The 24947-nt window shown below is 66.6% G+C and carries 19 protein-coding genes; 10 read left to right on the forward strand and 9 right to left on the reverse strand.

The window, feature by feature from the left end; all coding sequences use genetic code 11:
• Positions 1 to 27 precede the first annotated feature (27 nt).
• Positions 28 to 2463 carry a phosphoenolpyruvate synthase gene (ppsA, locus tag ACQR1L_RS01085; protein WP_434856081.1) on the forward strand — a complete coding sequence of 812 codons (2436 nt, stop codon included), beginning with the start codon at positions 28 to 30 and terminating at the stop codon, positions 2461 to 2463.
• On the opposite strand, the gene ACQR1L_RS01090 is transcribed toward ppsA, so the two are convergent.
• The 3 genes from ACQR1L_RS01090 to ACQR1L_RS01100 form a co-directional block, all read right to left on the reverse strand.
• A complete protein-coding gene (locus tag ACQR1L_RS01090; protein WP_434856082.1) occupies positions 2460 to 2741 on the reverse strand; it encodes a hypothetical protein in 282 nt (93 codons plus the stop codon). The genes ppsA and ACQR1L_RS01090 overlap by 4 nt on opposite strands.
• A gap of 342 nt (positions 2742 to 3083) precedes the next feature.
• A complete protein-coding gene (locus tag ACQR1L_RS01095) occupies positions 3084 to 4109 on the reverse strand; it encodes a histone deacetylase family protein (RefSeq protein WP_434856083.1) in 1026 nt (341 codons plus the stop codon).
• A gap of 159 nt (positions 4110 to 4268) precedes the next feature.
• A complete protein-coding gene (locus tag ACQR1L_RS01100; protein ID WP_434856084.1) occupies positions 4269 to 5387 on the reverse strand; it encodes a hypothetical protein in 1119 nt (372 codons plus the stop codon).
• Between the two features lie 175 nt (positions 5388 to 5562).
• Between ACQR1L_RS01100 and ACQR1L_RS01105 the strand changes: the two genes are divergently transcribed.
• The 7 genes from ACQR1L_RS01105 (at position 5563) to ACQR1L_RS01135 (ending at position 15830) form a co-directional block, all read left to right on the forward strand.
• On the forward strand, positions 5563 to 6900 hold the full coding sequence (locus ACQR1L_RS01105) for an MFS transporter (protein WP_434856085.1): 1338 nt from the start codon (positions 5563 to 5565) through the stop codon (positions 6898 to 6900).
• Between the two features lie 1137 nt (positions 6901 to 8037).
• A complete protein-coding gene (locus ACQR1L_RS01110) occupies positions 8038 to 8940 on the forward strand; it encodes a LysR substrate-binding domain-containing protein (RefSeq protein ID WP_434856086.1) in 903 nt (300 codons plus the stop codon).
• Positions 8941 to 9074: 134 nt separating this feature from the next.
• On the forward strand, positions 9075 to 10019 hold the full coding sequence (kdgD, locus tag ACQR1L_RS01115; protein WP_434856087.1) for a 5-dehydro-4-deoxyglucarate dehydratase: 945 nt from the start codon (positions 9075 to 9077) through the stop codon (positions 10017 to 10019).
• Between the two features lie 177 nt (positions 10020 to 10196).
• Positions 10197 to 11552 carry a glucarate dehydratase gene (gudD, locus tag ACQR1L_RS01120; protein ID WP_434856088.1) on the forward strand — a complete coding sequence of 452 codons (1356 nt, stop codon included), beginning with the start codon at positions 10197 to 10199 and terminating at the stop codon, positions 11550 to 11552.
• 57 nt (positions 11553 to 11609) lie between these two features.
• Positions 11610 to 13058 carry an aldehyde dehydrogenase family protein gene (locus ACQR1L_RS01125; RefSeq protein ID WP_008966065.1) on the forward strand — a complete coding sequence of 483 codons (1449 nt, stop codon included), beginning with the start codon at positions 11610 to 11612 and terminating at the stop codon, positions 13056 to 13058.
• A 261-nt stretch (positions 13059 to 13319) separates the two neighbouring features.
• A complete protein-coding gene (gene garD / locus ACQR1L_RS01130) occupies positions 13320 to 14858 on the forward strand; it encodes a galactarate dehydratase (protein ID WP_434856089.1) in 1539 nt (512 codons plus the stop codon).
• 177 nt (positions 14859 to 15035) lie between these two features.
• A complete protein-coding gene (locus tag ACQR1L_RS01135) occupies positions 15036 to 15830 on the forward strand; it encodes a class II aldolase/adducin family protein (protein WP_434856090.1) in 795 nt (264 codons plus the stop codon).
• A gap of 39 nt (positions 15831 to 15869) precedes the next feature.
• Here ACQR1L_RS01135 and ACQR1L_RS01140 read toward each other — a convergent pair whose 3' ends face one another.
• Positions 15870 to 16958, reverse strand: a complete 1089-nt coding sequence (locus tag ACQR1L_RS01140) for an SMP-30/gluconolactonase/LRE family protein (protein WP_434856091.1) — start codon at positions 16956 to 16958, stop codon at positions 15870 to 15872.
• 233 nt (positions 16959 to 17191) lie between these two features.
• On the opposite strand from ACQR1L_RS01140, the gene ACQR1L_RS01145 reads away from it, so the two are divergent.
• Positions 17192 to 17770, forward strand: coding sequence for a hypothetical protein (locus tag ACQR1L_RS01145; RefSeq protein ID WP_434856092.1), 579 nt, complete (start codon positions 17192 to 17194; stop codon positions 17768 to 17770).
• Positions 17771 to 18475: 705 nt separating this feature from the next.
• Here ACQR1L_RS01145 and ACQR1L_RS01150 read toward each other — a convergent pair.
• The gene (locus ACQR1L_RS01150) at positions 18476 to 19924 is read right to left on the reverse strand and encodes a PLP-dependent aminotransferase family protein (protein ID WP_434856093.1); all 1449 of its coding nucleotides are present in this window, start codon (positions 19922 to 19924) and stop codon (positions 18476 to 18478) included.
• A gap of 65 nt (positions 19925 to 19989) precedes the next feature.
• On the opposite strand from ACQR1L_RS01150, the gene ACQR1L_RS01155 reads away from it, so the two are divergent.
• Positions 19990 to 20712, forward strand: coding sequence for a pyridoxamine 5'-phosphate oxidase family protein (locus ACQR1L_RS01155; protein ID WP_434856094.1), 723 nt, complete (start codon positions 19990 to 19992; stop codon positions 20710 to 20712).
• Between the two features lie 360 nt (positions 20713 to 21072).
• On the opposite strand, the gene ACQR1L_RS01160 is transcribed toward ACQR1L_RS01155, so the two are convergent.
• From ACQR1L_RS01160 to ACQR1L_RS01175, 4 genes are read right to left on the reverse strand one after another with little or no spacing between them, the layout of a single operon-like run.
• On the reverse strand, positions 21073 to 22119 hold the full coding sequence (locus ACQR1L_RS01160; RefSeq protein ID WP_434856095.1) for a polyamine ABC transporter substrate-binding protein: 1047 nt from the start codon (positions 22117 to 22119) through the stop codon (positions 21073 to 21075).
• Between the two features lie 12 nt (positions 22120 to 22131).
• Positions 22132 to 23283 (reverse strand): NAD(P)/FAD-dependent oxidoreductase, encoded by a 1152-nt coding sequence (locus ACQR1L_RS01165; protein WP_434856096.1) that lies wholly within the window; start codon positions 23281 to 23283, stop codon positions 22132 to 22134.
• Entirely contained in the window at positions 23267 to 24661 is a 1395-nt protein-coding gene (locus ACQR1L_RS01170; RefSeq protein WP_434856097.1) for an FAD-dependent oxidoreductase, read from the reverse strand. Before ACQR1L_RS01170 ends, ACQR1L_RS01165 begins: the two co-directional genes overlap by 17 nt.
• The gene (locus ACQR1L_RS01175; protein ID WP_434856098.1) at positions 24654 to 24947 is read right to left on the reverse strand and encodes a (2Fe-2S)-binding protein; all 294 of its coding nucleotides are present in this window, start codon (positions 24945 to 24947) and stop codon (positions 24654 to 24656) included. Before ACQR1L_RS01175 ends, ACQR1L_RS01170 begins: the two co-directional genes overlap by 8 nt.

The raw sequence follows: 24947 nt of genomic DNA on the forward strand, positions 1-24947 counted from the left end.
TCTGCGCTGCAATGCGGGAGACGAGCGATGACGGCACCCGGCACCATCCGCTGGTTCAAGGATCTCCGCATCGAGGATGTCCCCGACGTCGGCGGCAAGACCGCCTCGCTCGGCGAGCTGTATTCGGCGCTGACGTCGCAGGGCGTACGCGTCCCCAACGGCTTCGCGCTGACGGCGGCGAGCTATCGCGACGCGCTGCGCGCCGATGGCGCCGATGACGAATTGCGCCGGCTGCTCGCCGGCCTCGACAAGCGCCGCATCGCCGACCTCGCAAAACGCGCGGCCAAGGCCCGCGCCATCGTGTTCGAAGCCACCGATCGCGACGATCTGCGCCGCGACGTGGCCCAGGCCTACAAGCAGCTCGAGCAAGAATATGGCCGAGGCGTCGCGGTCGCGGTGCGCAGCTCGGCCACGGCCGAGGACCTGCCAAATGCGAGCTTCGCCGGCCAGCACGAAAGCTTCCTCAACATTCGCGGGGCGAAGGATCTGTTCGAGACCTGCCGCCGCTGCTTCGCCTCGCTCTATACCGATCGCGCCATCTCCTACCGCATCGACAACGGCTTCGCGCATGACAAGGTCGCGCTGTCGGTCGCGGTGATGAAGATGGTGCGCTCCGATCTCGGCGCCAGCGGCGTGATGTTCTCGCTCGATACCGAAAGCGGCTTTCGCGACGTTGCCTTCATCACCGGGGTCTATGGGCTCGGCGAGACCATCGTACAGGGCGCGGTCGACCCCGACGAGTTCTACGTCCACAAGCCGACCTTCGCCGCCGGCTCTCGCTGCGTGCTGTCGCGCCGGCTCGGCGCCAAGACCAAGCGAATGGTCTACGCCAAAGCGGGCGCGCGGGGCGGACCCACCCGCACCGAGGCCACGCCGCCCGCCGACAGGGCCAAGTTCTGCATTGCCGATGGCGACGTTCTGGAGCTTGCGCAGGCGACGATCACGATCGAGCAGCACTATTCGCACAAGGCCGGCAAGCCGACGCCGATGGACATCGAATGGGCCAAGGACGGCCGCGACGGCGCGCTCTACATCATCCAGGCGCGGCCCGAGACGGTGGCCTCGCAGCGCCGGCCAGAATCGATCGAGACGTATATACTGAAGACGGCCGGCAAGGTGCTGGCGACGGGACGCGCCGTCGGCGAGAAGATCGCGGCCGGCAAGATCCGCCTGATCCGGTCGGCAAAGGACCTGCGCGCGTTCAAGCCCGGCGAGGTGCTGGTCGCGGCCTCGACCAGTCCCGACTGGGAGCCGGTCATGAAGACGGCGGCTGCGATCGTCACCGACCATGGCGGCCGCACCTGCCACGCCGCGATCATCGCCCGCGAGCTCGGCGTGCCCGCAGTGGTCGGAACGGAGGATTTCAGCAAGCGCGCGAAGACGGGCAGCGCCGTCACCGTCTGCTGCGCCGAGGGCGATGCCGGCCACGTCTATGACGGCACCCTGCCCTTCGCGGTCGAGCGGCTCGCGATCGACAGACTGGACAAGCCGCGCACCCACATCATGGTCAATCTCGGCAATCCCGAGCTCGCCTTCAAGACCGCCCTGCTGCCGAACGATGGCGTCGGCCTCGCCCGCATGGAGTTCATCATCAACCAGTCGATCGGCATCCATCCGATGGCACTGGCTTCGCCCGACAAGGTGACCTCGGCGAAGGACCGCGCGACCATCAAGCGGCTCACCGCGCGTTACACGAAGCCCGCGGATTTCTTCATCGAACGGCTCTCGGAGGGCGTCGGCACCATCGCAGCCGCCTTTTATCCGCGTCCCGTGATCGTCAGGCTGTCGGACTTCAAGACCAACGAATATGCCAGCCTGATCGGCGGCGCGGACTTCGAGCCAAAGGAAGAAAACCCGATGCTCGGCTTCCGCGGCGCCTCGCGCTACGCGCATCCGGCCTACGCCGCCGGCTTCGCGCTGGAATGCGCAGCGCTGAAGCGCGTGCGCGACGCGATGGGCCTTTCCAACCTCAAGATCATGATCCCGTTCTGCCGCCGCGTCGAGGAGGCGCGCAAGGTGATCGCGGCAATGGGCGAGCACGGCCTCGTGCGCGGCGAGAACGGGCTCGAGATCTACATGATGTGCGAGATCCCCAACAACGTGATCCTGATCGACGAGTTCGCGAAGCTTTTCGACGGCTTCTCGATCGGCTCCAACGATCTCACCCAGCTCACGCTCGGCGTCGACCGCGATTCCGACATCGTCGCGTTCGATTTCGACGAGCGCGATCCTGGCCTGATGACGATGCTGAAGCTCGCGATCGAAGGCGCGCATCGCAACCACCGCCATGTCGGCATCTGCGGCGAGGCGCCGGCCAACTATCCCGAAGTCGCAAGCTATCTCGCCGGGCTCGGCATCGATTCCATCAGCGTCAGTCCGGCGAGCGTCGTGCGTACGATGGGAATTGTGCGCGCCGCTGAGCAACAGCTTGCCGGGCCCGCGCCGCAGGCGCTGGCGAGCTAGTCCGGGGCTGGACGCTCGATGATCTCGTCGTCCTTAATGGCCTGCACATGCGCAATCGCGCGCTCGGCGTCGGCGATCAACTGCCGAATATGACGCGACTGCTCGCTCAGCGCGCCCATGTCGTCGGACTGCGCCAGCAGATCGAGCTGCCGCACAATCTGCCGCCACGAGTCCACCGTGCGCTGAAGCTGAACGAGTTGAATCCTGACCGCTGTCTCGGCTGCGACGGCCGCCTGCTCGGCGCGAACGGCCATCGGGAATTTGATGATCGTCGCCACGAGTCACCCATCAAGCGCCGTGGCGCAACCGCTGATGCAGCGCGGCTCGACCGCCTTCGGCATATGCATGTCCGCATTCTCCGTTGAAGCGGCCCCGTGGCCAGAAAGCGGCGCATTGTCGCCTCGGACATTAAAGAAGTTTGTACTTTCACGGCCCGTGGAACTCCGGCGGCAAGGATGATCGCCTCCGTAGCGTTGCGGACAGCCCCACTGTCGTTGTCATCATCAGATCCGCTGCCGGTGCAGCCGCACCGGCGCGCAGCAAAGGCCGGCGCTGCTGCGCGCCGCCCATCGAGACCAGCATCTCGGGCGATGATGCGTTCGCCAGATGTGAGCTTCGCGTCAGCGCGCCTCTTCGAAGCCCGCGAGCACCGCGGTCAGGTTCTGCCCGAGGATGTCCGAGAGGTAGCCACCCTCCTGCACGAACACCGTCGGCAGACCAAGCCGCGCGATGGCAGCCCCGATGCGTCGGAAGCCGGGCGTCGTGACCGAGAGCCCCTTGAGCGGATCATGTTCGGACGCATCGAGGCCGAGCGCGACCACGAGCGCGCCGGGCGCGAAGGCATGGATGGTCTTGGCAGCGGTTTCGAACGCCTTCAGATAGGTGTCGTCGCCGCTCTTCAGCGGCAGCGGAATATTGAGGTTGGCGCCGAGCCCCGCGCCCGCGCCGCGCTCATGCGCATAGCCCCAGACGAACGGGTAGTAGTGCGTGGGATCGGCATGGATCGAGATCGTCAGCACGTCCGGCCGCTCATAGAAGATGCCCTGCGTGCCGTTGCCGTGATGGACGTCGACATCGAGGATCGCGACGCGCTCGTGGCGCTGGCGCAGATGCGCGGCCGCGATCGCGGAATTGTTCATGAAGCAGAAGCCCGAGGCGATGTCGCGATAGGCGTGGTGCCCCGGCGGACGGCACAAGGCATAAGACGCGTCCTCGCCATCGAGCAGCAGTTGCGCTGCCGACGCGGCGACATCGGTGGCGGCGCAGGCGCCGGCCCATGTCCCCGGACCGATGGGCGCCGACGTGTCGGTCGTATGCCAGCCGAGCCGGCCGACGATGTGGGTCGGATAGGTTGCGGCATTGCGCACCGGATGCATGTTCGGGATCATCTCGGTGCCGGCGTCCCCGAGCGCGGCCCAGGCATCCCAGGCCTCTTCCAGGAAGTTGAGATATTCCGGACTATGCACCCGCGCGCGTGCAGCCTGGCCGAATTGCGTCGGCGCGACGAGGTCATGATTGCCGGCTTTCAGTCCCGCCAAAAGGCGATCCGCCCGCTCGGGCTGCTCGGTGGTGCGCTTGACGACGCCGCGCACCAGATAGAATTGCGGATCGTGGCTGCGATGCAGCTCGGTGTAGACGGCCTTCACGCGCGATGACTCCCTTTCGCTTGCGCGAAGGATTGTGCATGCGGCAGCGGCCGAGACAAGCACGGACAAACAGCGCTCAGCTCATTGCACAGGCGACTTCCAGCCGGCGGAACAGAAGGGATATGCGGGCAGAGCGGCGGTCGCCGCCCTGCCAAAGCCTTATCGTTGGGCCGGCTCCAGCCCGATCCCGTTGCGCCTGGCGCAGGCGCGCAGCCAAGCGAGCACACCCGGACTCATCGAGAATTCGTAGGACTCGCCACCAGCCGGCTTGAGGTTCACCAGCGGGCTCGTCTCCATCGCGGCCAATAGCCGGCCGCCGGCCTGCGGGAAGATGCCGATCTCGTCTCCGCCCTGCATCTGCGTCGTCACATCAGGGAAATCGGTCTTGCCGACGGCGAAGCTCGCCTCGACCGGCTTGTTCGACACGCCGCTGAGACGGGAGTCCTTCACTATCATCGAGAAGCCGCGCAGCCGGCTCGCCATCAGGAAGATGCCGAGCCGCCGCGCATCGGCCTCGCTTCCCGTCGCATAGTGACGGCGGATCATGCAGACGAAGATGGTGCCGTCGCCGTTGCGCAACTCGGACGCATCCCAGCCTTCGATCTTCTGCTTGTCCTCGATGCCCGCGGGCCCGGCCGGCGTCGGCTTGGCCGGCGCGACCTTCGCGGAACGCGGCCGCGGCACAGGCAGGTCCGGCGCATCAGGATCGCTCGCCCGGTCGAGCGCGATGTCGAACGTCGCCGCGCAGGATTTCAGCCACGCCAAGGCTTCGGCCGGCAGGTCGATCGCCACGGCGCCGGTGTCGATGCCCGCGCCATCCGAGCGCAGGGTCACCTTCACTGCATTCCCGAGCGCCCCGATCGCCGCCTTGGCGTCGCCAGGATGGAAAGCGAAGGCCGGACCGACATTGAAGGCCACCGCGGGAAAGCCGCGCCCATCGATGATGATCTCGGCCTGATCATCGAGCACGCGCTCGCGCGGCAGGCCATCGTCGTTGACGGCAATGACCAGCCCGGCACCGCGGCTGATATTGACGGACAGGCGGGTATCGACCGCGCCGGCATCCGACTTGCGCTGGCGCCGGGACACCATCACGCATTGCCGGACCCTGCCGTCAGGCCCGGCCTGCGGCAGCCCGCTCCAATACCCCTGCTCGAAACGGATCTGCTGGCCGGCCACCGGCTTGGGCGTTGTCGCCGCATTGACCGGATGCGCGCCTGTCGCCAGCATCGCGAGCAGCGCTGCGAAACCTCCGCGGATGATCGTCATCGTCCTCATGCCCCGTGTGTCTCAACGAGGACTTGGACGCGGCAGCAGGGAACCGGGTTCATTCGCATCAAGCACCCGGCATCGATCCAAATTTTGCATCGATCGATACAGGCTTCGGTTTGGACCCGGCCCCTTGCTCTCCTCTAGGACAGTTCTTGAGGAACGTTTAAGAGAGGTAGCGCGCATGAGCGCAATCGTAACTACGGCAGAATTGCGCCGATCGCGCGTGCGGCTGTTCATCGTGACCATGTTGTTTCTGGTCACGACCGTGAACTACGCCGATCGCGCCACGCTCTCGATCGCCGGCCCCGCGCTCTCCAAGGAGCTGCATCTCGATCCAGTCGCGATGGGCTATGTGTTCTCCGCCTTCGGCTGGTCGTATGTGCTCGCCCAGGTGCCGGGCGGCTGGCTGCTCGACCGCTTCGGCTCGCGCTGGGTCTATGCCTGCAGCATCGTGATCTGGTCGCTGTTCACGATGATGCAGGGGTGGATCGGCTTTTTCTCCGGCGCCGCCGCCGTCACCGCTTTGTTCGCGCTGCGCTTCCTGGTCGGCCTGGCCGAGGCGCCGAGCTTCCCCGCCAATGCCCGCATCGTCGCCGCCTGGTTTCCGAGCAACGAGCGCGGCACGGCCTCGGCCTTCTTCAACTCCGGGCAATATTTCGCGACCGTGATCTTCGCGCCGCTGATGGGCTGGATCGCGCATGAATTCGGCTGGCGCCACGTCTTCACCGTGATGGGCGCGCTCGGCATCATCATGGGCCTGATCTGGATCAAGACCATGTACGGGCCGAAGGATCATCCGGGCGTGAACGAGGCCGAGCTCGACTACATCAAGCAGGGCGGCGCGCTGGTCGACATGGAAGGCGCGCGCGACGGCAAGGCGGCGTCCGGCGGTCCGACCTGGTCGCATATCGGTCAGTTGCTGTCGAACCGCATGATGCTCGGCGTCTATATCGGCCAGTACTGCATCAACACGCTGACCTATTTCTTCCTGACCTGGTTTCCGGTCTATCTGGTCAAGGAGCGCGGCCTGTCGATCCTGCAGGCGGGCTTCGTCGCCACATTGCCGGCGCTGTGCGGCTTCATCGGCGGCGTGCTCGGCGGCTTCATCTCCGATGCCATCCTGCGCAAGACCGGCTCGCTGACCTTGGCGCGCAAGATCCCGATCGTCGGCGGGATGCTGCTGTCGATGGCGATCATCGGCTGCAACTATGTCGACGGTCAGGCCCTGGTGGTCGGCCTGATGGCGCTCGCCTTCTTCGGCAAGGGCATCGGCGCGCTCGGCTGGGCGGTCGTCTCCGACACCTCGCCCAAGGAAGCCGGCGGCGTCTCAGGCGGCCTGTTCAACACCTTCGGCAACCTCTCCAGCATCACCACCCCGATCGTGATCGGCTACATCCTGTCGGCCACCGGCTCCTTCAACGGCGCCCTGGTGTTCGTCGGCCTCAACGCCCTGGTCGCCGCCTGCGCCTATCTGCTGATCGTCGGCAAGATCCAGCGCGTCCAGCTCCGAGCCTCCTGAGCACCACGTCCATCGCGTGGTCTCAAACTCCAACGGCGGCCTCGGGCCGCCGTTTTTTTGCGCCTCGCATCAGGCCCACAAAGCCCGCCGCAAAGACGGTGCACTCCCCTCCCCCTTGCGGGGAGGGGTCGGGGGTGGGGGTCCCCGAGTCGCGCTTCACGCGATGCACACCGGTCTCGCTGAGCATCGCGAGTGAGTGCTTGAGGACGTATTTATTCGCGCGCCTCACTGAGTTCAGCGCCCGGGAGACCCCCACCCCCGACCCCTCCCCGCAAGGGGGAGGGGAGCGCACCTTCGCTGGAGCCGTCTTCTCCGAATCAAAATGTGCTTGCTATTTTTCGGAAATCATGATTATCTCCCGCACATCCCGCCTCAAGCAGAAGGGGCGTAGCGCGCGATCGTCACGACACGCGAGGCGGGGATGCGGTGGCCGCGAGAGATCGCAGCGTCGTCGGCAACGAGGGCGTGGACGAACGATCGCTCGCGGACGTGAAGTCGCAGCGTCCTGATACCCCGATGCTGGTATCAAGCCGCGATGGCACTGATGTGCCGCGTGGTGATGGTGGCCAACAAGCCCGGCGCACCAGGGAGACTGCGTATAAGCGTGAAGACCATCGCGCAGGGAATGCCGGCGTGTTTCGGCTTTGCCTGTGGTACCTGCCGCCTGCATTCTTTTCCGCAGGCGGGCCATGGGTGAGGCTGTCACCCGGCATTCCCTGCGCCCTCTGCACTGCTTGCGAGGGACGGACCGATCGCAAAGCTCGGGCATGATGTGCCGCGAGATTGAGAGGACGTGTCCCGATGAGTCACGTAGCTGTTTGAACCGTGAACGCACCCCACCCACCGCCGTCCTCCCGGACAAGCATCGACGCGCGCCAGCGCGGCGATGCGCCGATCCGGGACCCATACGCCGCAGCGGACGTGTTGGGCAAAAAGCCAATTGCTAGCCTGCCTCAAACCGCCCCCTGGGGGTATGGGTCCCGGCGCCGCGTGCGCAATTGCGCACTAGGCCGGGACGACGGCGGAGTGTGTCGATGCACGAGCCAGCTCGATCAGCCTTTCGCCGCCGTTTTCACCTGGCCTGATCAATGCTACCACACCCATATCAACGGCCCCATCCATACCCCGGAAGCATCGATGTTCGATCTCAACCAATTGCGCTGCTTCGTCACCGTGGCCGAGGAGCTGCATTTCGGCCGCGCCGCGGTACGGCTCAACATGACGCAGCCGCCGCTGTCGCGGCAGATCCAGGTGCTGGAGCACATCATCGATGCGGCGCTGCTGGAGCGCACCAGCCGCTCGGTCAAGCTGACGCCGGCGGGACGCAGCTTTCTCCCCGAGGCGCGGCGCATCCTGAAGATGGCGGAGAGCGCGGCGCAGGTGGCGCAGCGCATCGCCAGCGGCAAGAGCGGCTCGCTCAAGATCGGCTTCACCGCGGCCGCCGCCTACGGCTTCCTGCCCGACCTCGTCGCCGCCTGCCGCACCGAATTGCCCGAAGCCGACCTGTCGCTGAAGGAGATGGTGTCGGGCGACCAGATCGAGGCGCTGGCCTCCGGCCAGATCGACGCCGGCCTGCTGCGGCCGCCGATCGCGCGACCCGAATTCGCCACCCGCCGCGTCGTCGCCGAGCCGCTCTGCGCCGCGCTGCCCCGCCGCCATCGGCTCGCCTCCGCAGAGACCGTCTCGATCCGCGATTTCGACGGACAGCCCTTCATCATGTATTCGCAGACGGAAGCACGCTACTTCCACGACCTGCTGGTGTCGCAATTCATGCGCGCCGAGGTGCTGCCGCGCTACGTGCAGCACCTCAGCCAGATCCATTCCATCCTCTCGATGGTCCGCGCCGGACTTGGCCTGGCCATCGTGCCGGAGGCCGCCGCCAGCCTGAAGATCGCCGATGTCCGGCTGCGGCCGCTTAAGCTGCGCAATCCCACGCCGGCCGAGCTATTCCTGGTCTGGCGGCGCGATCACGACAACCCACTGCTGCCGGCGCTGGTCCAGCTCGCCGGGAATCTGGCGGTGCAGCAGGTGGAGGATTGATACCCGAGCGGCATCAATCAATACCGTGATTGGCTTGGACCGGCATCGAATTGGGTCCTACGACACCCGCGATAAGGACGCGCGCTGGTGGAGCCCGCCGCGCCGTTTCCCGGAACATTCGAAGGACCCGCGCGATGAGCAAGATGACACCCCAGGAAATGGCTGCGAAGATCGGCAGCGGCCTGCTCTCCTTCCCCGTGACGCCGTTCAAGGCCGACTACTCCTTCGACGAGGCCACCTACCGTTCCAACATGGACTGGCTGTGCGGCTATGAGGTTGCCGGCCTGTTCGCCGCCGGCGGCACCGGCGAGTTCTTCTCGCTCACGGCCGCCGAAGTGCCGCAAGTGGTCAAGGTCGCCGTCGACGAGACGCGCGGCCGCGTGCCCGTACTGGCCGGCACGGGCTACGGCACCGCCATCGCCCGGGAGATCGCGATCGGCGCGGAGAAGGCCGGCGCCGACGGCCTGCTGCTGCTGCCGCCCTATCTGATGCATGCCGAGCAGGAGGGCCTCGCCGCTCATGTCGAGGCGGTCTGCAAATCGGTGAAGATCGGCCTCATCGTCTACAATCGCGACAACGCGATTTTGCAGCCGGACACCTTGGCGCGCCTGTGCGAGCGCTGCCCGAACCTGGTCGGCTACAAGGACGGCATCGGCGACATCGAGCTGATGACCCGCGTCTACAGCAAGATGGGCGACCGCCTCACCTATATCGGCGGCCTGCCGACCGCCGAGACCTTCGCGCTGCCCTATCTCGACATGGGCGTGACGACCTACTCCTCGGCGGTGTTCAACTTCGTGCCGGAATTCGCGACCAATTTCTATGCCGCAGTGCGCAAGCGCGACCACGCCGCGATCCATGCCGGATTGAAGGATTTCATTTTGCCGCTGATCGCGATACGCAACCGCAAGAAGGGCTACGCGGTCTCGATCATCAAGGCCGGCATGAAGGTGATCGGCCGCGATTCCGGCCCGGTCCGCCTGCCGCTGACGGACCTGACCGAGGCCGAGATGGCCGAGCTGACCGCGCTGGTGAAGGCGCTGCCGGGCGCCGTGACGGCGCAGCAGGCGGCGGAGTGATGATGAGACGGCCGTCGCCGCAGTGACGGCCTTTCCCCTCATCCTGAGGAGCTTGCGCAGCAAGCGTCTCGAAGGATGAGGCCGCAGTTGGGGCCTCGTGGTTCGAGACGCCCGCCAAGTGGCGGGCTCCTCACCATGAGGGGACGCTAGAACGAGAGACGACGAAGGAGGAGCATGATGAGTCACGATGCCACCAGCACAGGAATCTCCGGCGCGCCGATCGTCACCGGCATGGAGGTCATTCCGGTCGCGGGCCGTGACAGCATGCTGCTCAACCTGTCGGGCGCGCATGGACCGTTCTTCACCCGCAACCTCGTCATCCTCACCGACAATTCCGGCCACACCGGCGTCGGCGAAGTACCGGGCGGCGAGAAGATCCGGCAGACCTTGGAGGATGCAAAGAGCCTGATCGTCGGCAAAAGCATCGGCGCCTGCAACACCATCCTCGCCACGATGCGCACCGCGTTCGCCGACCGTGATGCCGGCGGCCGCGGCAAGCAGACGTTCGACCTGCGCGTGATGATCCACGCCGTGACAGCCGTCGAATCCGCGCTGCTCGACCTGCTCGGCCAGCATCTCGGCCTGCCCGTCGCAGCGCTGCTCGGCGAGGGCCAGCAGCGCGCGTCCGTCGAGGCGCTCGGCTATCTCTTTTTCGTCGGCGACCGCAACAAGACCGATCTTCCTTATGCGACCGGCGAAGGCGAGCGTGAGGGCTGGTATACGCTGCGCCATCAGGAAGCGATGACGCCCGAAGCTATCGTGCGGCTCGCCGAGGCCACCCACGACGCCTACGGCTTCGCCGACTTCAAGCTGAAGGGCGGCGTGCTCAAGGGCGAGGCCGAGATCGAGGCGGTGACCGCGATCGCCAAACGCTTCCCGCAGGCGCGCGTCACGCTCGATCCCAACGGTGCCTGGTCGCTCGACGAGGCGATCCGGCTTTGCAAGGACATGCACGGCATCCTCGCTTATGCCGAGGACCCCTGTGGCGCCGAGGCCGGCTTTTCGGGCCGCGAGATCATGGCCGAATTCCGCCGTGCCACCGGCCTGCCGACCGCGACCAACATGATCGCCACCGACTGGCGGCAGCTCAGCCATGCGCTGCGGCTCGGCGCGGTCGATATTCCGCTGGCCGATCCCCATTTCTGGACCATGCAGGGCTCGGTGCGTGTCGCGCAGACCTGCAAGGACAATGGGCTGACCTGGGGCTCGCACTCCAACAACCATTTCGACATTTCGCTGGCGATGTTCACCCACGTCGCCGCCGCCGCGCCCGGCAAGGTCACCGCGATCGATACCCACTGGATCTGGCAGGACGGCCAGGCGCTGACCAAACAGCCGCTGCAGATCAAGGGCGGCAGGATCGCGGTGCCCGAGCAACCCGGGCTCGGCATCGAGATTGACCGCGGCGCCATCGAAAAGGCTCATGAACTTTACAAGAGCCACGGGCTCGGCGCACGAGACGACGCCGTCGCGATGCAGTATCTGATCCCCGGCTGGACCTTCGACGACAAGCGTCCCTGTCTCGTGCGGTGACGGACGTAATCGGCTAGATTGTGCCAGCACAGTCGCGCAAGCCTGGAGAGTTTTGACATGAACGCGATCCTCAAGAATTTCATTGCCGGCGAGTGGGTCGACGGCAGCGGGGTCACCCGCAACATCAACCCGTCGAACACCAACGATGTCGTCGGCGAATACGCCAAGGCCGACAAGGCGCAGACCGAGAAGGCGATCGCCGCCGCCAAGGCCGCCTTCCCCGCCTGGTCGCGCTCGACGCCGCAGGAGCGCTATGACGCGCTGAACAAGATTTCCGCCGAGATCCTGTCGCGCAAGGAAGAGCTCGGCCGCCTGCTCGCCCGCGAGGAAGGCAAGACGCTGCCGGAGGGCATCGGCGAGGTCGCGCGTGCGGGGCAGATCTTCGCGTTCTTCGCCGGCGAGGCGCTGCGCCTGACTGGCGAGAAGGGTGCCTCGGTCCGTCCGGGCCTCGACGTCGAGATCACCCGCGAGGCGGTCGGCGTCGTCGGCATGATCACGCCCTGGAATTTCCCGATCGCCATTCCCGCCTGGAAGATCGCGCCCGCGCTCTGCTACGGCAACACGGTGGTGTTCAAGCCGGCCGAGCTGGTGCCGGGCTCGGCGCATGCATTGAGCGAAATCATCGCCCGCTCCGGCATTCCGGCGGGCGTGTTCAACCTCGTCGTCGGCTCCGGCTCGGTGGTCGGCCAGACTCTGCTCGAGCATCCTGATGTCGCCGCGATCTCCTTCACCGGCTCGGTCGGCACGGGGCGCAAGATCGCGCAGGCCTGCGTGCTGTCGAACCCGATGAAGAAGTTCCAGCTCGAGATGGGCGGCAAGAACCCGCTGGTCGTGCTCGATGACGCCGACGTCAAGGTCGCGGTCGAAGCCGCCGCCAACGGCGCCTATTTCTCGACCGGCCAGCGCTGCACGGCCTCGTCGCGCCTGATCGTCACCGAGGGCATCCACGACAAGTTCGTCGAGGCGCTGACCGAGCGGCTGAAGGGCCTCGTTGTCGACGACGCCGTCAAGCAGGGCACGCATATCGGCCCGGTGGTCGACGGCAATCAGCTCGAGCAGGACCAGCGCTATCTCAAGATCGGCCAGGACGAAGGCGCCAAGCTGGCGTGGGGCGGCGAGCTGCTCAACCGCGAGAGCCCCGGCTTCTACATGCAGCCGGCGCTGTTCACCGAGGCCAACAACAACATGCGCATCGCGCGTGAGGAGATCTTCGGACCGGTGGCCTGCGTCATCCGCGCCAAGAACTACGACGAGGCGCTGGCGATCTCCAACGACACCGAGTTCGGCCTCGCCGCCGGCGTCTGCACCACCAGCCTGAAATACGCCTCGCACTTCAAGCGCAACAGCGAGGCCGGCATGGTGATGGTCAATTTGCCGACCGCCGGCGTCGACTACCATGTCCCGTTCGGCGGCCGGAAGGGCTCGAGCTACGGCGCCCGCGAGCAGGGCTCCTACGCGCGCGAGTTCTACACCACGGTGAAGACGGCCTACACCTTCCCGGTGTGAGCCTGACGATCGTGAACTAACAGCCGGGCCGCATCCGCGGTCCACTCCCTCTCCCCGTTCTTCACGGGGAGAGGGCCGGGGTGAGGGGCAGCCGCACGGGAAGTGCTCGCGGTGAGACCTGTACCCCCTCACCCGGATTGTATCTTCGATGCAATCCGACCTCTCCCCGCAAGCGGGGCGAGGTGAAGAGAGTTCGGAGCAAGAAGAACGGTGGGCACGCTTCGCTTTGCCCACCCTACGAGTTGAGGGAACGGAGCCAGCATGAACCAGCAGGTCGTGAACCAGGAGCCGCGGGTCATCAAGCTCAACGCGCGCGACAACGTCGCGATCGTGGTCAATGATTTCGGCCTGCCTGCCGGCACCAAGCTGCCCGACGGCCTGACATTGAAGACCTTCGTCCCGCAGGGCCACAAGACCGCGCTGGTCGACATCGCCGAGGGCGCGCCGATCATCCGCTATGGCGAAATCATCGGCACCGCCAAGTCGCCGATCGCCGCCGGCGAGTGGGTCGACGAGGCCCGCATCGACATGCCCGAGGCCCCCGCCCTCGACCAGCTGGAAATCTCCACCGCCGTCCCGGCGCCGCTGCCGCCGCTCGAAGGCTACACCTTCGAGGGCTATCGCAACGCCGACGGCTCGGTCGGCACCCGCAACGTGCTGGGCATCTCGACCTCGGTGCAATGCGTGAAAGGCACGCTCGAATACGCGATCAAGCGCATCAAGAGCGAACTCTTGCCGAAGTACCCCAACGTCGACGACGTCGTCGCGCTCACCCATGCCTATGGCTGCGGCGTCGCGATCACGGCGCCAGATGCCGTGGTGCCGATCCGCACCTTGCAGAACCTCGCGCTCAATCCGAATTTTGGCGGCGAGATCCTGGTTGTCGGCCTCGGCTGCGAGAAGCTCGCGCCGGAGCGGCTGCTGCCGGAAGGCACTGAAGACTCGATCGTGCGCATGCAAGACGAGGCCTTCGACGGCTTCGGCGCCATCGTCGAGGCCATCATGACCCAGGCCGATCGCCGTCTGGCCGAGCTCAACAAGCGCACCCGCCAGACCTGCCCGGCCTCTGATCTTGTCATCGGCCTGCAATGCGGCGGTAGCGACGCCTTCTCCGGCGTGACCGCCAATCCCGCGGTCGGCTTCGCCGCCGATCTCTTGGTGCGCGCCGGCGCCACCGTGATGTTCTCGGAAGTCACGGAAGTGCGCGACGCCATCCAGCTGCTGACGCGACGCGCCATCAACGAGGAGGTCGGCCGCGCGCTGATCCGCGAGATGGACTGGTACGACGCCTATCTCGCCCGCGGCGGCGCCGATCGCAGTGCCAATACGACGCCGGGCAACAAGAAGGGCGGGCTCGCCAACATCGTCGAGAAGTCGCTGGGCTCGATCGTCAAGTCCGGCTCGGGCCCGATCCACGGCGTGCTGGCGCCGGGCGAGAAGGCCAAGCAGAAGGGCATGCTGTTCGCGGCGACGCCGGCCTCCGACTTCATCTGCGGCACCCTGCAGCTCGCCTCTGGCATGACGCTCCAGGTGTTCACCACCGGCCGCGGCACGCCCTACGGCCTCGCTGCCGCGCCCGTCATCAAGGTCGCGACCCGCACCGAGCTGGCGCGGCGCTGGAAGGACCTGATCGACTTCGACGCCGGCCGCATCGCCACCGGCGAGATGACCATCGAGGAGACCGGCTGGGAGCTGTTCAAGCTGATCCTCGACGTCGCCTCCGGCCGCACCAAGCCCTGGTCCGACCGCTGGGGCATCCACAACGACCTGACGCTCTTCAATCCGGCGCCGGTGACCTGAGGCCGACGTGCTCACCCCGCTATGAGAATTGCCTTGCTCAAACCTCTCCCCGTCATTGCGAGCGCAGCGAAGCAATCCAGAGTCCCGCCCACCATCCTGGATTGCTTCGCTTCGCTCGCAATGACGCGTAGGGTGAAGCAACGAGCCTCGACAACGAAGGCCGGGAGGAAGAGCCAGATGTCCAGCTTCAGCCGCTTCGCCGCGATCGCCGTCGCTACCCTCCTCTCCATTGCGACGTCCCACGCGCAAGACGCCATCTCCGGCGTTCCGCGCGAGCTGCTCGAGGACATCGCGACCGGCAGCCGCGTGCTCGCCGATCTCGGCGTGGTCGATGCCTTCGGCCATGTCAGCGCGCGGCACCCGACCAATCCCAAGCACTTCCTGATGGCGCGCTCGATTGCGCCGGCGCAGGTGACGGCCAACGACATCATGGAGTTCGACGAGAACGGCGAGCCGGTCGACGCCAGAAACCGCGCCGTCTTTCTCGAGCGCTTCATCCATGCCGAGGTCTACAGGGCCCGTCGCGACGTCAACGCCGTCGTGCACACCCATTCGCCGGGCGTGGTGCCGTTCAGCGTCAGCCGCACACCGTTGCGGCCGCTCTATCACAACGCCGCGTTCCTCGGCGAAGGCGCGCCGGTGTGGGACATCGGCAAGGAGTTCGGCGCCACCGACATGCTGGTGCGCAACAATGCCATCGGCAAATCGCTCGCGGCGGCGCTCGGCGACAAGGCCGTCGTGCTGATGCGCGGCCATGGCGACGTCACCGTCGGCCCCGCGGTGCAGGCGGCCGTCTTCCGCGCCTACTACACCGACATCAATGCGAGGCTCCAGGCCCAGGCCATCGGTCTCGGCTCGGACGTGACCTATCTCAGCGCCGAGGAGGCCGCCAAGGCCGACGGCATCAACATGGTCATCATGGACCGTGCCTGGGCGCTGTGGAAACAGAAGGTGGCGCCGGCGGCGAAGTAGTCTCCCGATCTTCGCCGCCGCGCTGATCATCGCGCCCTCCTACACCGCGCCTTCCGTCTCGACGTAGAGCGCGTAGAGGGAATGCGACGCGGCCATATAGAGCCGGTTGTTCTTCGGACCGCCAAACGTGAGATTGGCGCAGCGCTCCGGCAGCCGGATGAAGCCGATCGGCTTGCCCGAGGGATTGAACACCATGACGCCGTCGAGATCCTCCGACCTGCCCTTGAGCGGAAACACCTTGCGGCCGTTGACCTCCAGCGGCTCGGAAGCCAGCGCGCCGTTCGAGCCCCAGCCGCACCAGAGATTGCCATCGCGGTCGACGCGGAAGCCGTCGAGTGAGCCCTGGTCGGCCGCATCGATCAGCTTCACCTTGTTGCCGACCGTGCCGTCGGCATTGACGTCGTAGCTCCAGATGCTGCGGTTCGGCGTGCCCTTCCACTCCACGACATAGAGCTTCTTCTCGTCGGGCGAGAAGGCTAGCCCGTTGGGATTGACGAGGTCGGTGATGACGGCCGTCAGCTTGCCGTCGGTGCCGATCCGGAACACGTTGGTCGTGGCCTGCTCGGACTTGGCCTTGAAGCCTTCCCAATTGCCGTTGATGCCGAACAGGGGATCAGTGAACCAGATCGTGTCGTCGGACTTCACGACGATATCGTTCGGCGCGTTCAGCCGCTTGCCCTCGAAGCTGTCGGCGAGCACGGTGACGGTGCCGTTCTTCTCGGTGCGGGTGATCCGGCGGGTCACCGAATGCTCGCAGCTGACCAGCCGCCCCTGGCGATCGCGCGTGTTGCCGTTGGCGTAGTTGGCCGGACTGCGGAAGACGGTGAAGCTGCCGTCCTTCTCGCTGTATTTCATGATCCGGTTGTTCGGAATATCGCTCAGCAGCAGATAACCTTCGTCCGGGAAGTAGGCCGGTCCCTCCGCCCAGCGCATCCCGCTGGCGAGCTGCTCGACGGTCGAGCTGTAGAGGCGATACTTGGCAAAGCTCGGATCGAGGATCTCGACCGCGGGATCGGGATAGCGCTGGTTGGGCTTGAAGGCGAAGGATTGCGCTCTCGCCTGGCCGGAGATGGCGAGCGCCGCACCGCTCAGCGCGGCCGACAGGATGCCGCGACGCGACAAAGTCATCAGTTTCCTCCAAATGGTTCTTGTGTTGGGCCATGGCTTGGCCGTGTCTTTCCCATAGATGCTGGCTGTGGAACTTTCTATTGCTTTTGCGGTATCGATCGCACCGCGCCCCGCCCTGCTGCATCGCGCCACATGCGAGGGGGCCCGACCGTTCGCGGCCCGGACCTCTTTTTGCCGCAAAGTTGACACATCGCTCAATGCGAGAGATGATTCCTGCCAGGCCTATCCCGCGCATGCCCCTGCCCATTCTTCGCCTCGCCGCCGTTGCGCTCGGTCTGAGCCTGGCCACGCCATGCAGCGCTCAGCAGCCGGTGGCGGCGGCGACCTCGCCGGAGGAGCAGCCCGACATCGATCTTTACGCGCTGATGTCCGGGACCTGCCGCACGCTGAAGGTCGACGGCCGGGATTTCCCCTGCAAGACCGTCGCGTTCTTCCATAGCGAAAAGGGCCGGGCGCATTTCACGGTCGCACTCGACGATCCCGCCGACGAGAGCCACATCATCGCCTTCTCCGGGGTCAACGGCCGCCGCTCGATCCAGAACATCTACGAGCTGCCGATCGACCGCATGCTGCTGAACTCCAAGCACCGCCCGAAGGTCGACGGCATTCCGGTTCCTGCCACGCAGAGCTCGTCGGGACACTGCCGGCAGGTCGGCAACTTCGCGCTGCTCAAGGTGACGAGCGTGACCTGCTCCGCCAAGGACGACGCCGGCCGCGCCTATGAGCTGCAATTCGTCTCCGACGGCACGCCGATCACGTTGCGCCGGGTGCGGCAGACGATGACCAACGCCGAGCACAATCCGTATCAGTAGTGCAGCGCGACGGCATCGGACGTTCGATTTCACACATTCAAACATCGACATGAAAGCGCGATCTCGCGGCATGTGATGCCCGAGTTGTTCGATCCGTTCGTCCCTCGCAAGACATGCAAGGGCGCAGGGAATGCCGGGTGACAGCCTCACCCATGGCCCGCCTGCGGAAAAGAATGCAGGCGGCAGGTACCACAGGCAAAGCCGAAACACGCCGGCATTCCCTGCGCGATGGTCTTCACGCTTATACGCAGTCTCCCTGGTGCGCCGGGCTTGTTGGCCACCATCACCACGCGGCACGTCAGTGCCATCGCGGCTTGATACCAGCATCGGGGTATCAGGACGCTGCGACTTCACGTCCGCGATCGATCGTTCGTCCGCGCCCTCGTTTCCGAGGACGCTGCGATCTCTCGCGGCCACCGCATCCCCGCCTCGCGTGTCGTGACGATCGCGCGCAACGCCCCTTGCAGTGAGGCGGGATGCGCGGAGATAAACATGAATTCCGGAAAAACGAAAGCGAAAAATCAGGCGCACGATCATCCATGCGGATTTCATTGACCGGATTGAGAAAAAGCTCGCGAAGCGATTGGGGGCGACGCGCCTGCAAACCGCTACAAACAACCTCAGCAACTCATCAGCACGTCGTCGGCACGAGTGATTTGCCCGTCGTGCCGGATCGGCAACAGCCTCCTTCTCACGGCCGACATGTCAGCGCCCGCGCGACGCAGCCGACAGCACCTCCTTCGCGGCCCGCGCGAGATCCCTGGCCGCGTTTGCCAGATCTCGCGTGGCGAAGCCCGAATAGCCCAGGATGAATCCATCCGGCCCGCGCTGAACGATCCGCGCGTCCGACAGCAGCCGGCATTCGACGCCGGCGCGGTCGCGGATCAATCTCGCCGCGCCCTTCGGCGCTCCCGGCGGCAGGGTCGCCAACAGATGCAGCCCCTGCGATGGCGCGGCGAGCTGCAGGACGTCCCTGCCATGCCTGGCGAGCGCCTCGGCAACGGCGTCGCGCGCCTGGCGGTAGCGCGGGCGCATGCGCCGCATGTGGGCCGAGATGACGCCATCGGCCATCAGGTCCGCCAGCGCATCCTGCATGAACACCGGCGGGAAACGGTCCTGTGCCGCGCGCGCGCCGACGACGCGCGCGACCAGCGCGGGCGGCACCACGAGATAGCCCAGCCGCAGGCCGGCAAACAATGTCTTGCCGAAGGTGCCGAGATAGATCACGCGCTCAGCACCGATCCCGGCCAGCGCGGTCAGCGGCGGACCGGCAAAGCGGTATTCGCTGTCGTAGTCATCCTCGAAGATGTAGGCATCCGCCCTGCGCGCCCAGTCGAGCAGCGCGATGCGTCGCGCCATGCTCATCGCGACGCCGGTCGGAAACTGATGCGAAGGCGTGACATAGGCCGCCCTCGCCTTTCGATCGGCGCTCTCGCCCGCGCTCACCACGATGCCCTCGCCGTCGACCGGCACGGGCACGAGCTTCGCGCCGGTCGTGCCCCACGTATGGCGCGAGGCGACATAGCCGGGATCCTCGAACCAGACGGCGTCGCCAGGCGCAAGCAGCGCATCGATGCACAGCCGCAGACCGTGCTGCGTGCCGCTGACGATCAGGATGCAACTGGGATCGCAGCGAACGCCGCGATTGGCGGCGAGGTAATGCGCGACCTGGGTGCGCAGATGCAGGCTGCCGCGCGGGTCGCCGTAACCGAGATCATCAGGCAGCGCCTGCGCGATGCGGCGTCGGCTGGCGGCAGCGAGGCGCTTCAACAGCGACGGATCGACCAGCGTGACGCCGAGCGCAAACGGATGGCGCGCGGGAATGCGGATGTCCAGCTCGGCCACCGGCGCGGCCGTCTGCGGCGCAGGCAATTGCGTGGCGACATAGGTGCCCGCACCATGCCGCGGTTCGACCAGGCCGTCGGACAGCAGCGCCTCGTAGGCTGCGACGATCGCGTTACGCCGGACGCCGAGCTGTTCGGCCAGCGCGCGTGACGACGGCAGCCGCAGGCCGGGTGCGAGCAGCCCGTCGACGATGGCGGCGCGCAGGGCCGCATGCACCTGCTGCGACTGACCGCGAATGGCGCGGTCGAGCCGGATCGGCAGCGCCAGCACGACGTTGCGGCGACGCGAAGTGGTTGCAGACTTTGGCATCGAAGTGGAACTCCCGGCAACCACTTTGCCATGGCATGACGTCGCCCGCAAACAGGAGACAAGCGATGACCGAGCAGCAGGTGGCGAGCTATCCCGTCGACGAGACCAACCGGGTCAAGCGCCGCCATGACCGCGGGCGCTACGATCATGCGAGCGTTCATGCGCTGCTCGATTCCGCCGCGCTCTGTCACGTCGCCTATGTCATCGACGGCCAGCCCTACTGCACGCCGACGCTGTATTGGCGCGAGGGCAGCACGCTGTATTGGCACGGATCGAGCGCCAGCCGCATGCTGCGCAATCTGTCCGAGGGAGAGCCGGCCTGCCTCACCGTGACCCATCTCGACAGCCTCGTGCTGGCGCGCTGCGGCTTCAATCATTCCGCCGACTACCGCTCGGTGATGGCGTTCGGACATGCCAGGCTGATCGAGAATCTGGCGGAGAAGGAGCGTGCCCTGGTGATGATGGTGGACCGCTTCTTCCCGGGACGGACGGCGACCTTGCGTCCGAGCACGGCGCAGGAGATCAAGGCCACAGCGGTCGTCGCCATGGAGATCGAGAAGGCGTCGGCCAAGATCCGCAGCAAGGGTCTGGCGGACGACGAGGAGGACTACGCCTTCCCGACCTATGCCGAGCGTATTCCCGTGCGCACCGTGCTCGGCGCACCCGAGCCGTGCGACCGGCTGCTGCCCGGCGTGACGCGCCCGGCGACGCTCGCCGGCTTCAGCGCCGGCCGGCTGCTGGATGAGGCGCTGACCGAGGCGTATGCGATGAGCTATCCGGCGGGGTAGTTCGCCCTGCTTTCGCGATTGCGCGAAGCGCTGCTCGAAAGCGGCGCTTCGCCGTGTAGCCCTGGATTGCTTCGTCGCTCCGCTCCTCGCAATGACGCTCGGGGCGCGGTCTGCGCCACAAATCAGCTGTCATCGCCCGGCTCGACCGCGCGATCCAGTACGCCGAGACGGCTGTGATGGCATCGATGGGCCACGGAGTACTGGATACCCCGCTTTCGCGGGGTATGACAGCGGTGCCCTGAGGCACAGCTAGCGCTCCTCGCCGTCATCGCGAGCGCAGCGAAGCGATCCAGGGGCCTTACGAGAGCGCTGGATGGCTTCGCAATCGCGCCTGCGCGGGCAACGAGACGGTCGGAAAGCCTACCGCTCGATCATCCTGTTCCAGCGCGTGTTCCACTCGGGGCGCTTGGCGTTGATGACGTCCCAGTCGAGCGTGATGGCGGTCTTCATGTAGGTGTGGAAGGTGGCGAGCTTCTGCTCGGCGGCGGGCGTCGTAGCCTTGGCCATGGTGTTGGACGGCACGATGTTGCCGGCCGCCAGCGCCTTGGCCTGGGCTTCCGGCGACAGCAGATAGGCGGCGAGCTTCTGCGCCAGTTCGGCGTCCGAATTGTTGGCGATCACGCATTGCGCGACCATCAGCACCACCGACCCTTCCTTCGGCTGGGCATACTCCACCGCAATGCCCTTCTCCTTCAAGGTCGACACCGCGGTCGGCGTCAGCGGGAAGATCGCGGCCTCGCCGGTCTGCGCCATCTCGGAGATCTTGGCCGAGTTCGGGATGTACTCCAGCACGTTCTTGCCGATCGTGTCCGGAAACGCCTTGAAGCCGGGCTCGACATTGGCCTCGCTGCCGCCCTTGATGCGGTTGAACATCAGGAAGGCGTGCAGACCGAAGGTCGAGACCGAGGCCGACTGGAACACGACCTTGTCCTTGAACCTGGGATCAGCGAGATCGAGCCAGGAGGTCGGCGCCGCCCAGCCCTTCTCGTCGAACAGCTTCTTGTTGTAGGCCAAGCCCGTCATGCCGATGTCGATGCCGGCGGCGATGTCGTCCTTGAGCCGCGCGAACGGCTCGAGCTGGTTCAGCGCCTCGCTCGGCTTCAGCTTCTCGCACAGGCCGAGGCCGGCGGCGCGGATCATCACGCCGTCGTCGAGAAACATCACATGCATCTGCGGCTTGTCCTTCGCCGCAATCGCCTTGGCCAGGATCTCCGAGGACGTGCCGGGCACGACGACGATCTTGACGTCGTTGGCCTTCTCGAAGTCCGGAAACACCGCCTGCGTGTAGGTCCGCTCGAAATTGCCGCCGTTCATGCCGACATAGAGCGTCTTGGTCTCGGCGTGAGCGAAAGCCGTGGCCAGTATGAGTGCAAGGGCTGAGCCGAGCGCGGCGCGAGCATGGATCATGGCGAAGTCTCCTTATCCTGTCGTCGTTGGCGAGCGAGCATCGCCCGGCTGCGATGCGGGTGAAAAACGGGTGATCGAAAACGGCGCGATCGGCGTCGTGGTCTCGCCGTCGCGCACCAGCTCGGCGAGGACTTCGCCGACTCCCGGCGCGATCTGGAAGCCGGCGCCGGAGAAGCCGAAGGCGTGGATGAGGCCCGGCGTCGTCGCGCTCGGACCGATCACCGGATTGCGGTCGGGCATCGTCGCCTCGGTACCGCTCCAGAACCGGATCGCCTGCGCATGCCGCAACGGGCCGAACAGCTCGCTGGCGCGCTGCATGATCGTGAGCGCGCCGTCGCTGCGCGGGCGCGAATAGTCGGGATCTGCGAGCGGCATAGCGCGTTCGCCGCCGACGACGACATTGCCGCGCGCGACCTGCCGCGCATAGATGCCGCCGCCCTCGATGCCGATATTGACCGACAGGAACGGATCGAGCGGCTCGGTCACGATCATCGACGGATAGGTGCGCTCCAGCGGCACCGGCTCATTGAAGCCGCGCGCGAAACCATCAGCCCAGGCGCCGGCGCTGTTGATCAGCGTGCGCGCTGTGATGGCCCCCCCCTCAGCTTCGACCGCGAAGCCGCCCCCCGTGCGTGTCGCGCCAGTGACCCGCGTGTTTTCCAGCACTTCGGCGCCAGCCCTGCGCGCCGCGACGGCAAACGCTGTCGACACCAACCGCGGATTGGCATGGCCGTCGCCTGGACAGAACGAACCGCCGATCACGCCGCCGGCGATGCCGAAACGCTCGCTGAGCTGATTGTGGCCGACCAGTTCGAGATCGAGTCCGAACGGCGCGACCTCGGCGGCGTAGCGCTCCAGGCTCGCCATGTCCTCGGGCGTCCGCGCCAGCTTGAGATGACCGGAGCGCAGGAATTCGCCGTCGATGCCGATCAATTGTTTCAGCCGCGGCCAGACCGCGTGCGAGCGCTGCGACAGCGGCAGCTGCTCGGGCGGCCGGCCCTGCCGGCGCACGCCGCCGTAGTTGACGCCGCTCGCCTGCGCGCCGCAAAACCCCTTGTCGAGCAAGGTGACGGAGAAACCCATGCCGCGCAGCGCCAGCGCGGCAGAGCTGCCGACCAGCCCGCCGCCGATGATCGCGACATCGCAGTTAATGCGCCGGGTCATGCTGCGTCTCGTTCGTCGACAAAGTGACGGCCAAGGGGATCGGTTTGATCGGCGCCTGCGCGCGCAAACGGCCGACCGCGCCGATGTCGCAGTTCGCCTGAGCGGCCAGCAGCTCAGCTGCAGCGGCGCCGCACATGCGGCCCTGGCAGCGGCCCATGCCGATGCGCGTCACCGCCTTCAGGCGGTTCATCTCGGTGAGGGCGAAGTCATCGATCGCGCGCCGCGCCTCGCCGGCGCTGATCTCCTCGCAGCGACATAGCAGCGTGTCGTCGGCGATGTCGGCGGCCCAATGCGCAGGAAACGGAAACGCGGCTTCGAGCGCGTCGCGCAGGCGATCGATTGTCGCAAGCGTCCGTTCGAGCGTTGCGGCCCGCGCGGCATCATGCGGCAGGCCGCGGTCTTCCAGCAGCGCCAGCGCGGCGCGCTCGCCCGCTGCCTCAGCCGCGTCCGCGCCGGCGATGCGCGCGCCATCACCGGCGAGATAGACGCCCGCGACGCTGCTGCGGCCGCTGGCATCGCGCACTGGCAGATGCGCACGGTCGCGGGACTCGAAGCGGAAGGCACAGCCGGCGAGATCGGCGGCTTGCGTCTCGGAGCGCAGGTTCAGGCCATAGCCGACGCCGTCGCAGGTGATCGCGTGCTCACGTCCGCCGGACCGATAGAGGATGCGTGCAACCCGGCGCTCGCCTTCGATGCGAAGATCGGAGACGCCGAGTTGCACGCGCGTGCCGCGCAGCGCCAGCTCCGCCGCCATGCGCATGCCGCGCAGCACGAGATCCGGCGCCAGTGGCAGCGCCCGCAGCAGATTGAACTTCGCCGAGAATGGCGCGGCGTCGAGCACGGCCGCGACGTCGACGCCGGCCTTCATGTATTGCCAGGCGACGAGATAGAGCAGTGGGCCGGAGCCGGCGAACACCACGCGCCGGCCGATCGCGCAGCCCTGCGCCTTCAGCGCGATCTGCGCGCCGCCGAGCGTGAACACGCCGGGCAAGGTCCAGCCGGGAATCGGCAGCACGCGGTCGGTCGCGCCGGTGGCGAGGATCAGGCCGTCATAGCTCACGCGATCATTGGCGCCAACGCGCAGAATGTCGGCGGCGCCATCGCGCAGATTCCACAACAGCGTGTTCGGCCGGTAGTCGACAGCGTCGCCGAGCGCCGCAAAGTCGCGACGGAGCCGCGCTGCCTTCGCGGCTTCCGAGCCGTAGCGCGCGCGGTCATCGCGGCCGTCAGGCGTCAGCGGCTGGCGATAGATCTGGCCGCCGCAGGCGTGGCCCTCGTCGATCACGATCGGCCGCAGACCGGCGGCGGCGAGCGAGATCGCAGCGCGGATGCCGGCCGGGCCGGCGCCGAGGATCAAGGGCGGTGCGCGCTCAGCCATGGCGGCGCCCCCGCTGCGTGACGATGTGCATGCCCTCGGTGAGCGGAGTCGTGCAGGCGCGCAGACGCTCGCCGCTCTCGAGCTGCACCCAGCAATCCTGGCAGGCGCCCATCTGGCAGAAGCCGGCGCGCGGCGCACCGGAGAACTCGCTGTGGCGCAACCGCTCGCCGTGGCAGAGCACGGCGGTCAGCACGGTGTCGCCGGCGCGGCCCTCGCAGGGCACGCCGTCGATGGTGAAGAAGATCACCGGGCTATCGGTCCGGACGAGGCGATGTAGCAGCGGCAT

Origin of the sequence: Bradyrhizobium sp. HKCCYLR20261 (assembly GCF_051168435.1) — a bacterium.
GTDB lineage: Bacteria > Pseudomonadota > Alphaproteobacteria > Rhizobiales > Xanthobacteraceae > Bradyrhizobium.

Excerpts from the sequence above, each read along its gene's own strand:
- ppsA (WP_434856081.1), top strand. The coding sequence starts at position 28 with ATGACGGCACCCGGCACCATCCGCTGGTTCAAGGATCTCCGCATCGAG.
- ACQR1L_RS01100 (WP_434856084.1), bottom strand. The coding sequence starts at position 5,387 with ATGAGGACGATGACGATCATCCGCGGAGGTTTCGCAGCGCTGCTCGCG.
- ACQR1L_RS01105 (WP_434856085.1), top strand. The coding sequence starts at position 5,563 with ATGAGCGCAATCGTAACTACGGCAGAATTGCGCCGATCGCGCGTGCGG.
- ACQR1L_RS01110 (WP_434856086.1), top strand. The coding sequence starts at position 8,038 with ATGTTCGATCTCAACCAATTGCGCTGCTTCGTCACCGTGGCCGAGGAG.
- kdgD (WP_434856087.1), top strand. The coding sequence starts at position 9,075 with ATGAGCAAGATGACACCCCAGGAAATGGCTGCGAAGATCGGCAGCGGC.
- gudD (WP_434856088.1), top strand. The coding sequence starts at position 10,197 with ATGAGTCACGATGCCACCAGCACAGGAATCTCCGGCGCGCCGATCGTC.
- ACQR1L_RS01125 (WP_008966065.1), top strand. The coding sequence starts at position 11,610 with ATGAACGCGATCCTCAAGAATTTCATTGCCGGCGAGTGGGTCGACGGC.
- garD (WP_434856089.1), top strand. The coding sequence starts at position 13,320 with ATGAACCAGCAGGTCGTGAACCAGGAGCCGCGGGTCATCAAGCTCAAC.
- ACQR1L_RS01135 (WP_434856090.1), top strand. The coding sequence starts at position 15,036 with ATGTCCAGCTTCAGCCGCTTCGCCGCGATCGCCGTCGCTACCCTCCTC.
- ACQR1L_RS01140 (WP_434856091.1), bottom strand. The coding sequence starts at position 16,958 with ATGACTTTGTCGCGTCGCGGCATCCTGTCGGCCGCGCTGAGCGGTGCG.
- ACQR1L_RS01145 (WP_434856092.1), top strand. The coding sequence starts at position 17,192 with ATGCCCCTGCCCATTCTTCGCCTCGCCGCCGTTGCGCTCGGTCTGAGC.
- ACQR1L_RS01150 (WP_434856093.1), bottom strand. The coding sequence starts at position 19,924 with ATGCCAAAGTCTGCAACCACTTCGCGTCGCCGCAACGTCGTGCTGGCG.
- ACQR1L_RS01155 (WP_434856094.1), top strand. The coding sequence starts at position 19,990 with ATGACCGAGCAGCAGGTGGCGAGCTATCCCGTCGACGAGACCAACCGG.
- ACQR1L_RS01160 (WP_434856095.1), bottom strand. The coding sequence starts at position 22,119 with ATGATCCATGCTCGCGCCGCGCTCGGCTCAGCCCTTGCACTCATACTG.
- ACQR1L_RS01165 (WP_434856096.1), bottom strand. The coding sequence starts at position 23,283 with ATGACCCGGCGCATTAACTGCGATGTCGCGATCATCGGCGGCGGGCTG.
- ACQR1L_RS01170 (WP_434856097.1), bottom strand. The coding sequence starts at position 24,661 with ATGGCTGAGCGCGCACCGCCCTTGATCCTCGGCGCCGGCCCGGCCGGC.
- ACQR1L_RS01175 (WP_434856098.1), bottom strand. The coding sequence starts at position 24,947 with ATGCCGCTGCTACATCGCCTCGTCCGGACCGATAGCCCGGTGATCTTC.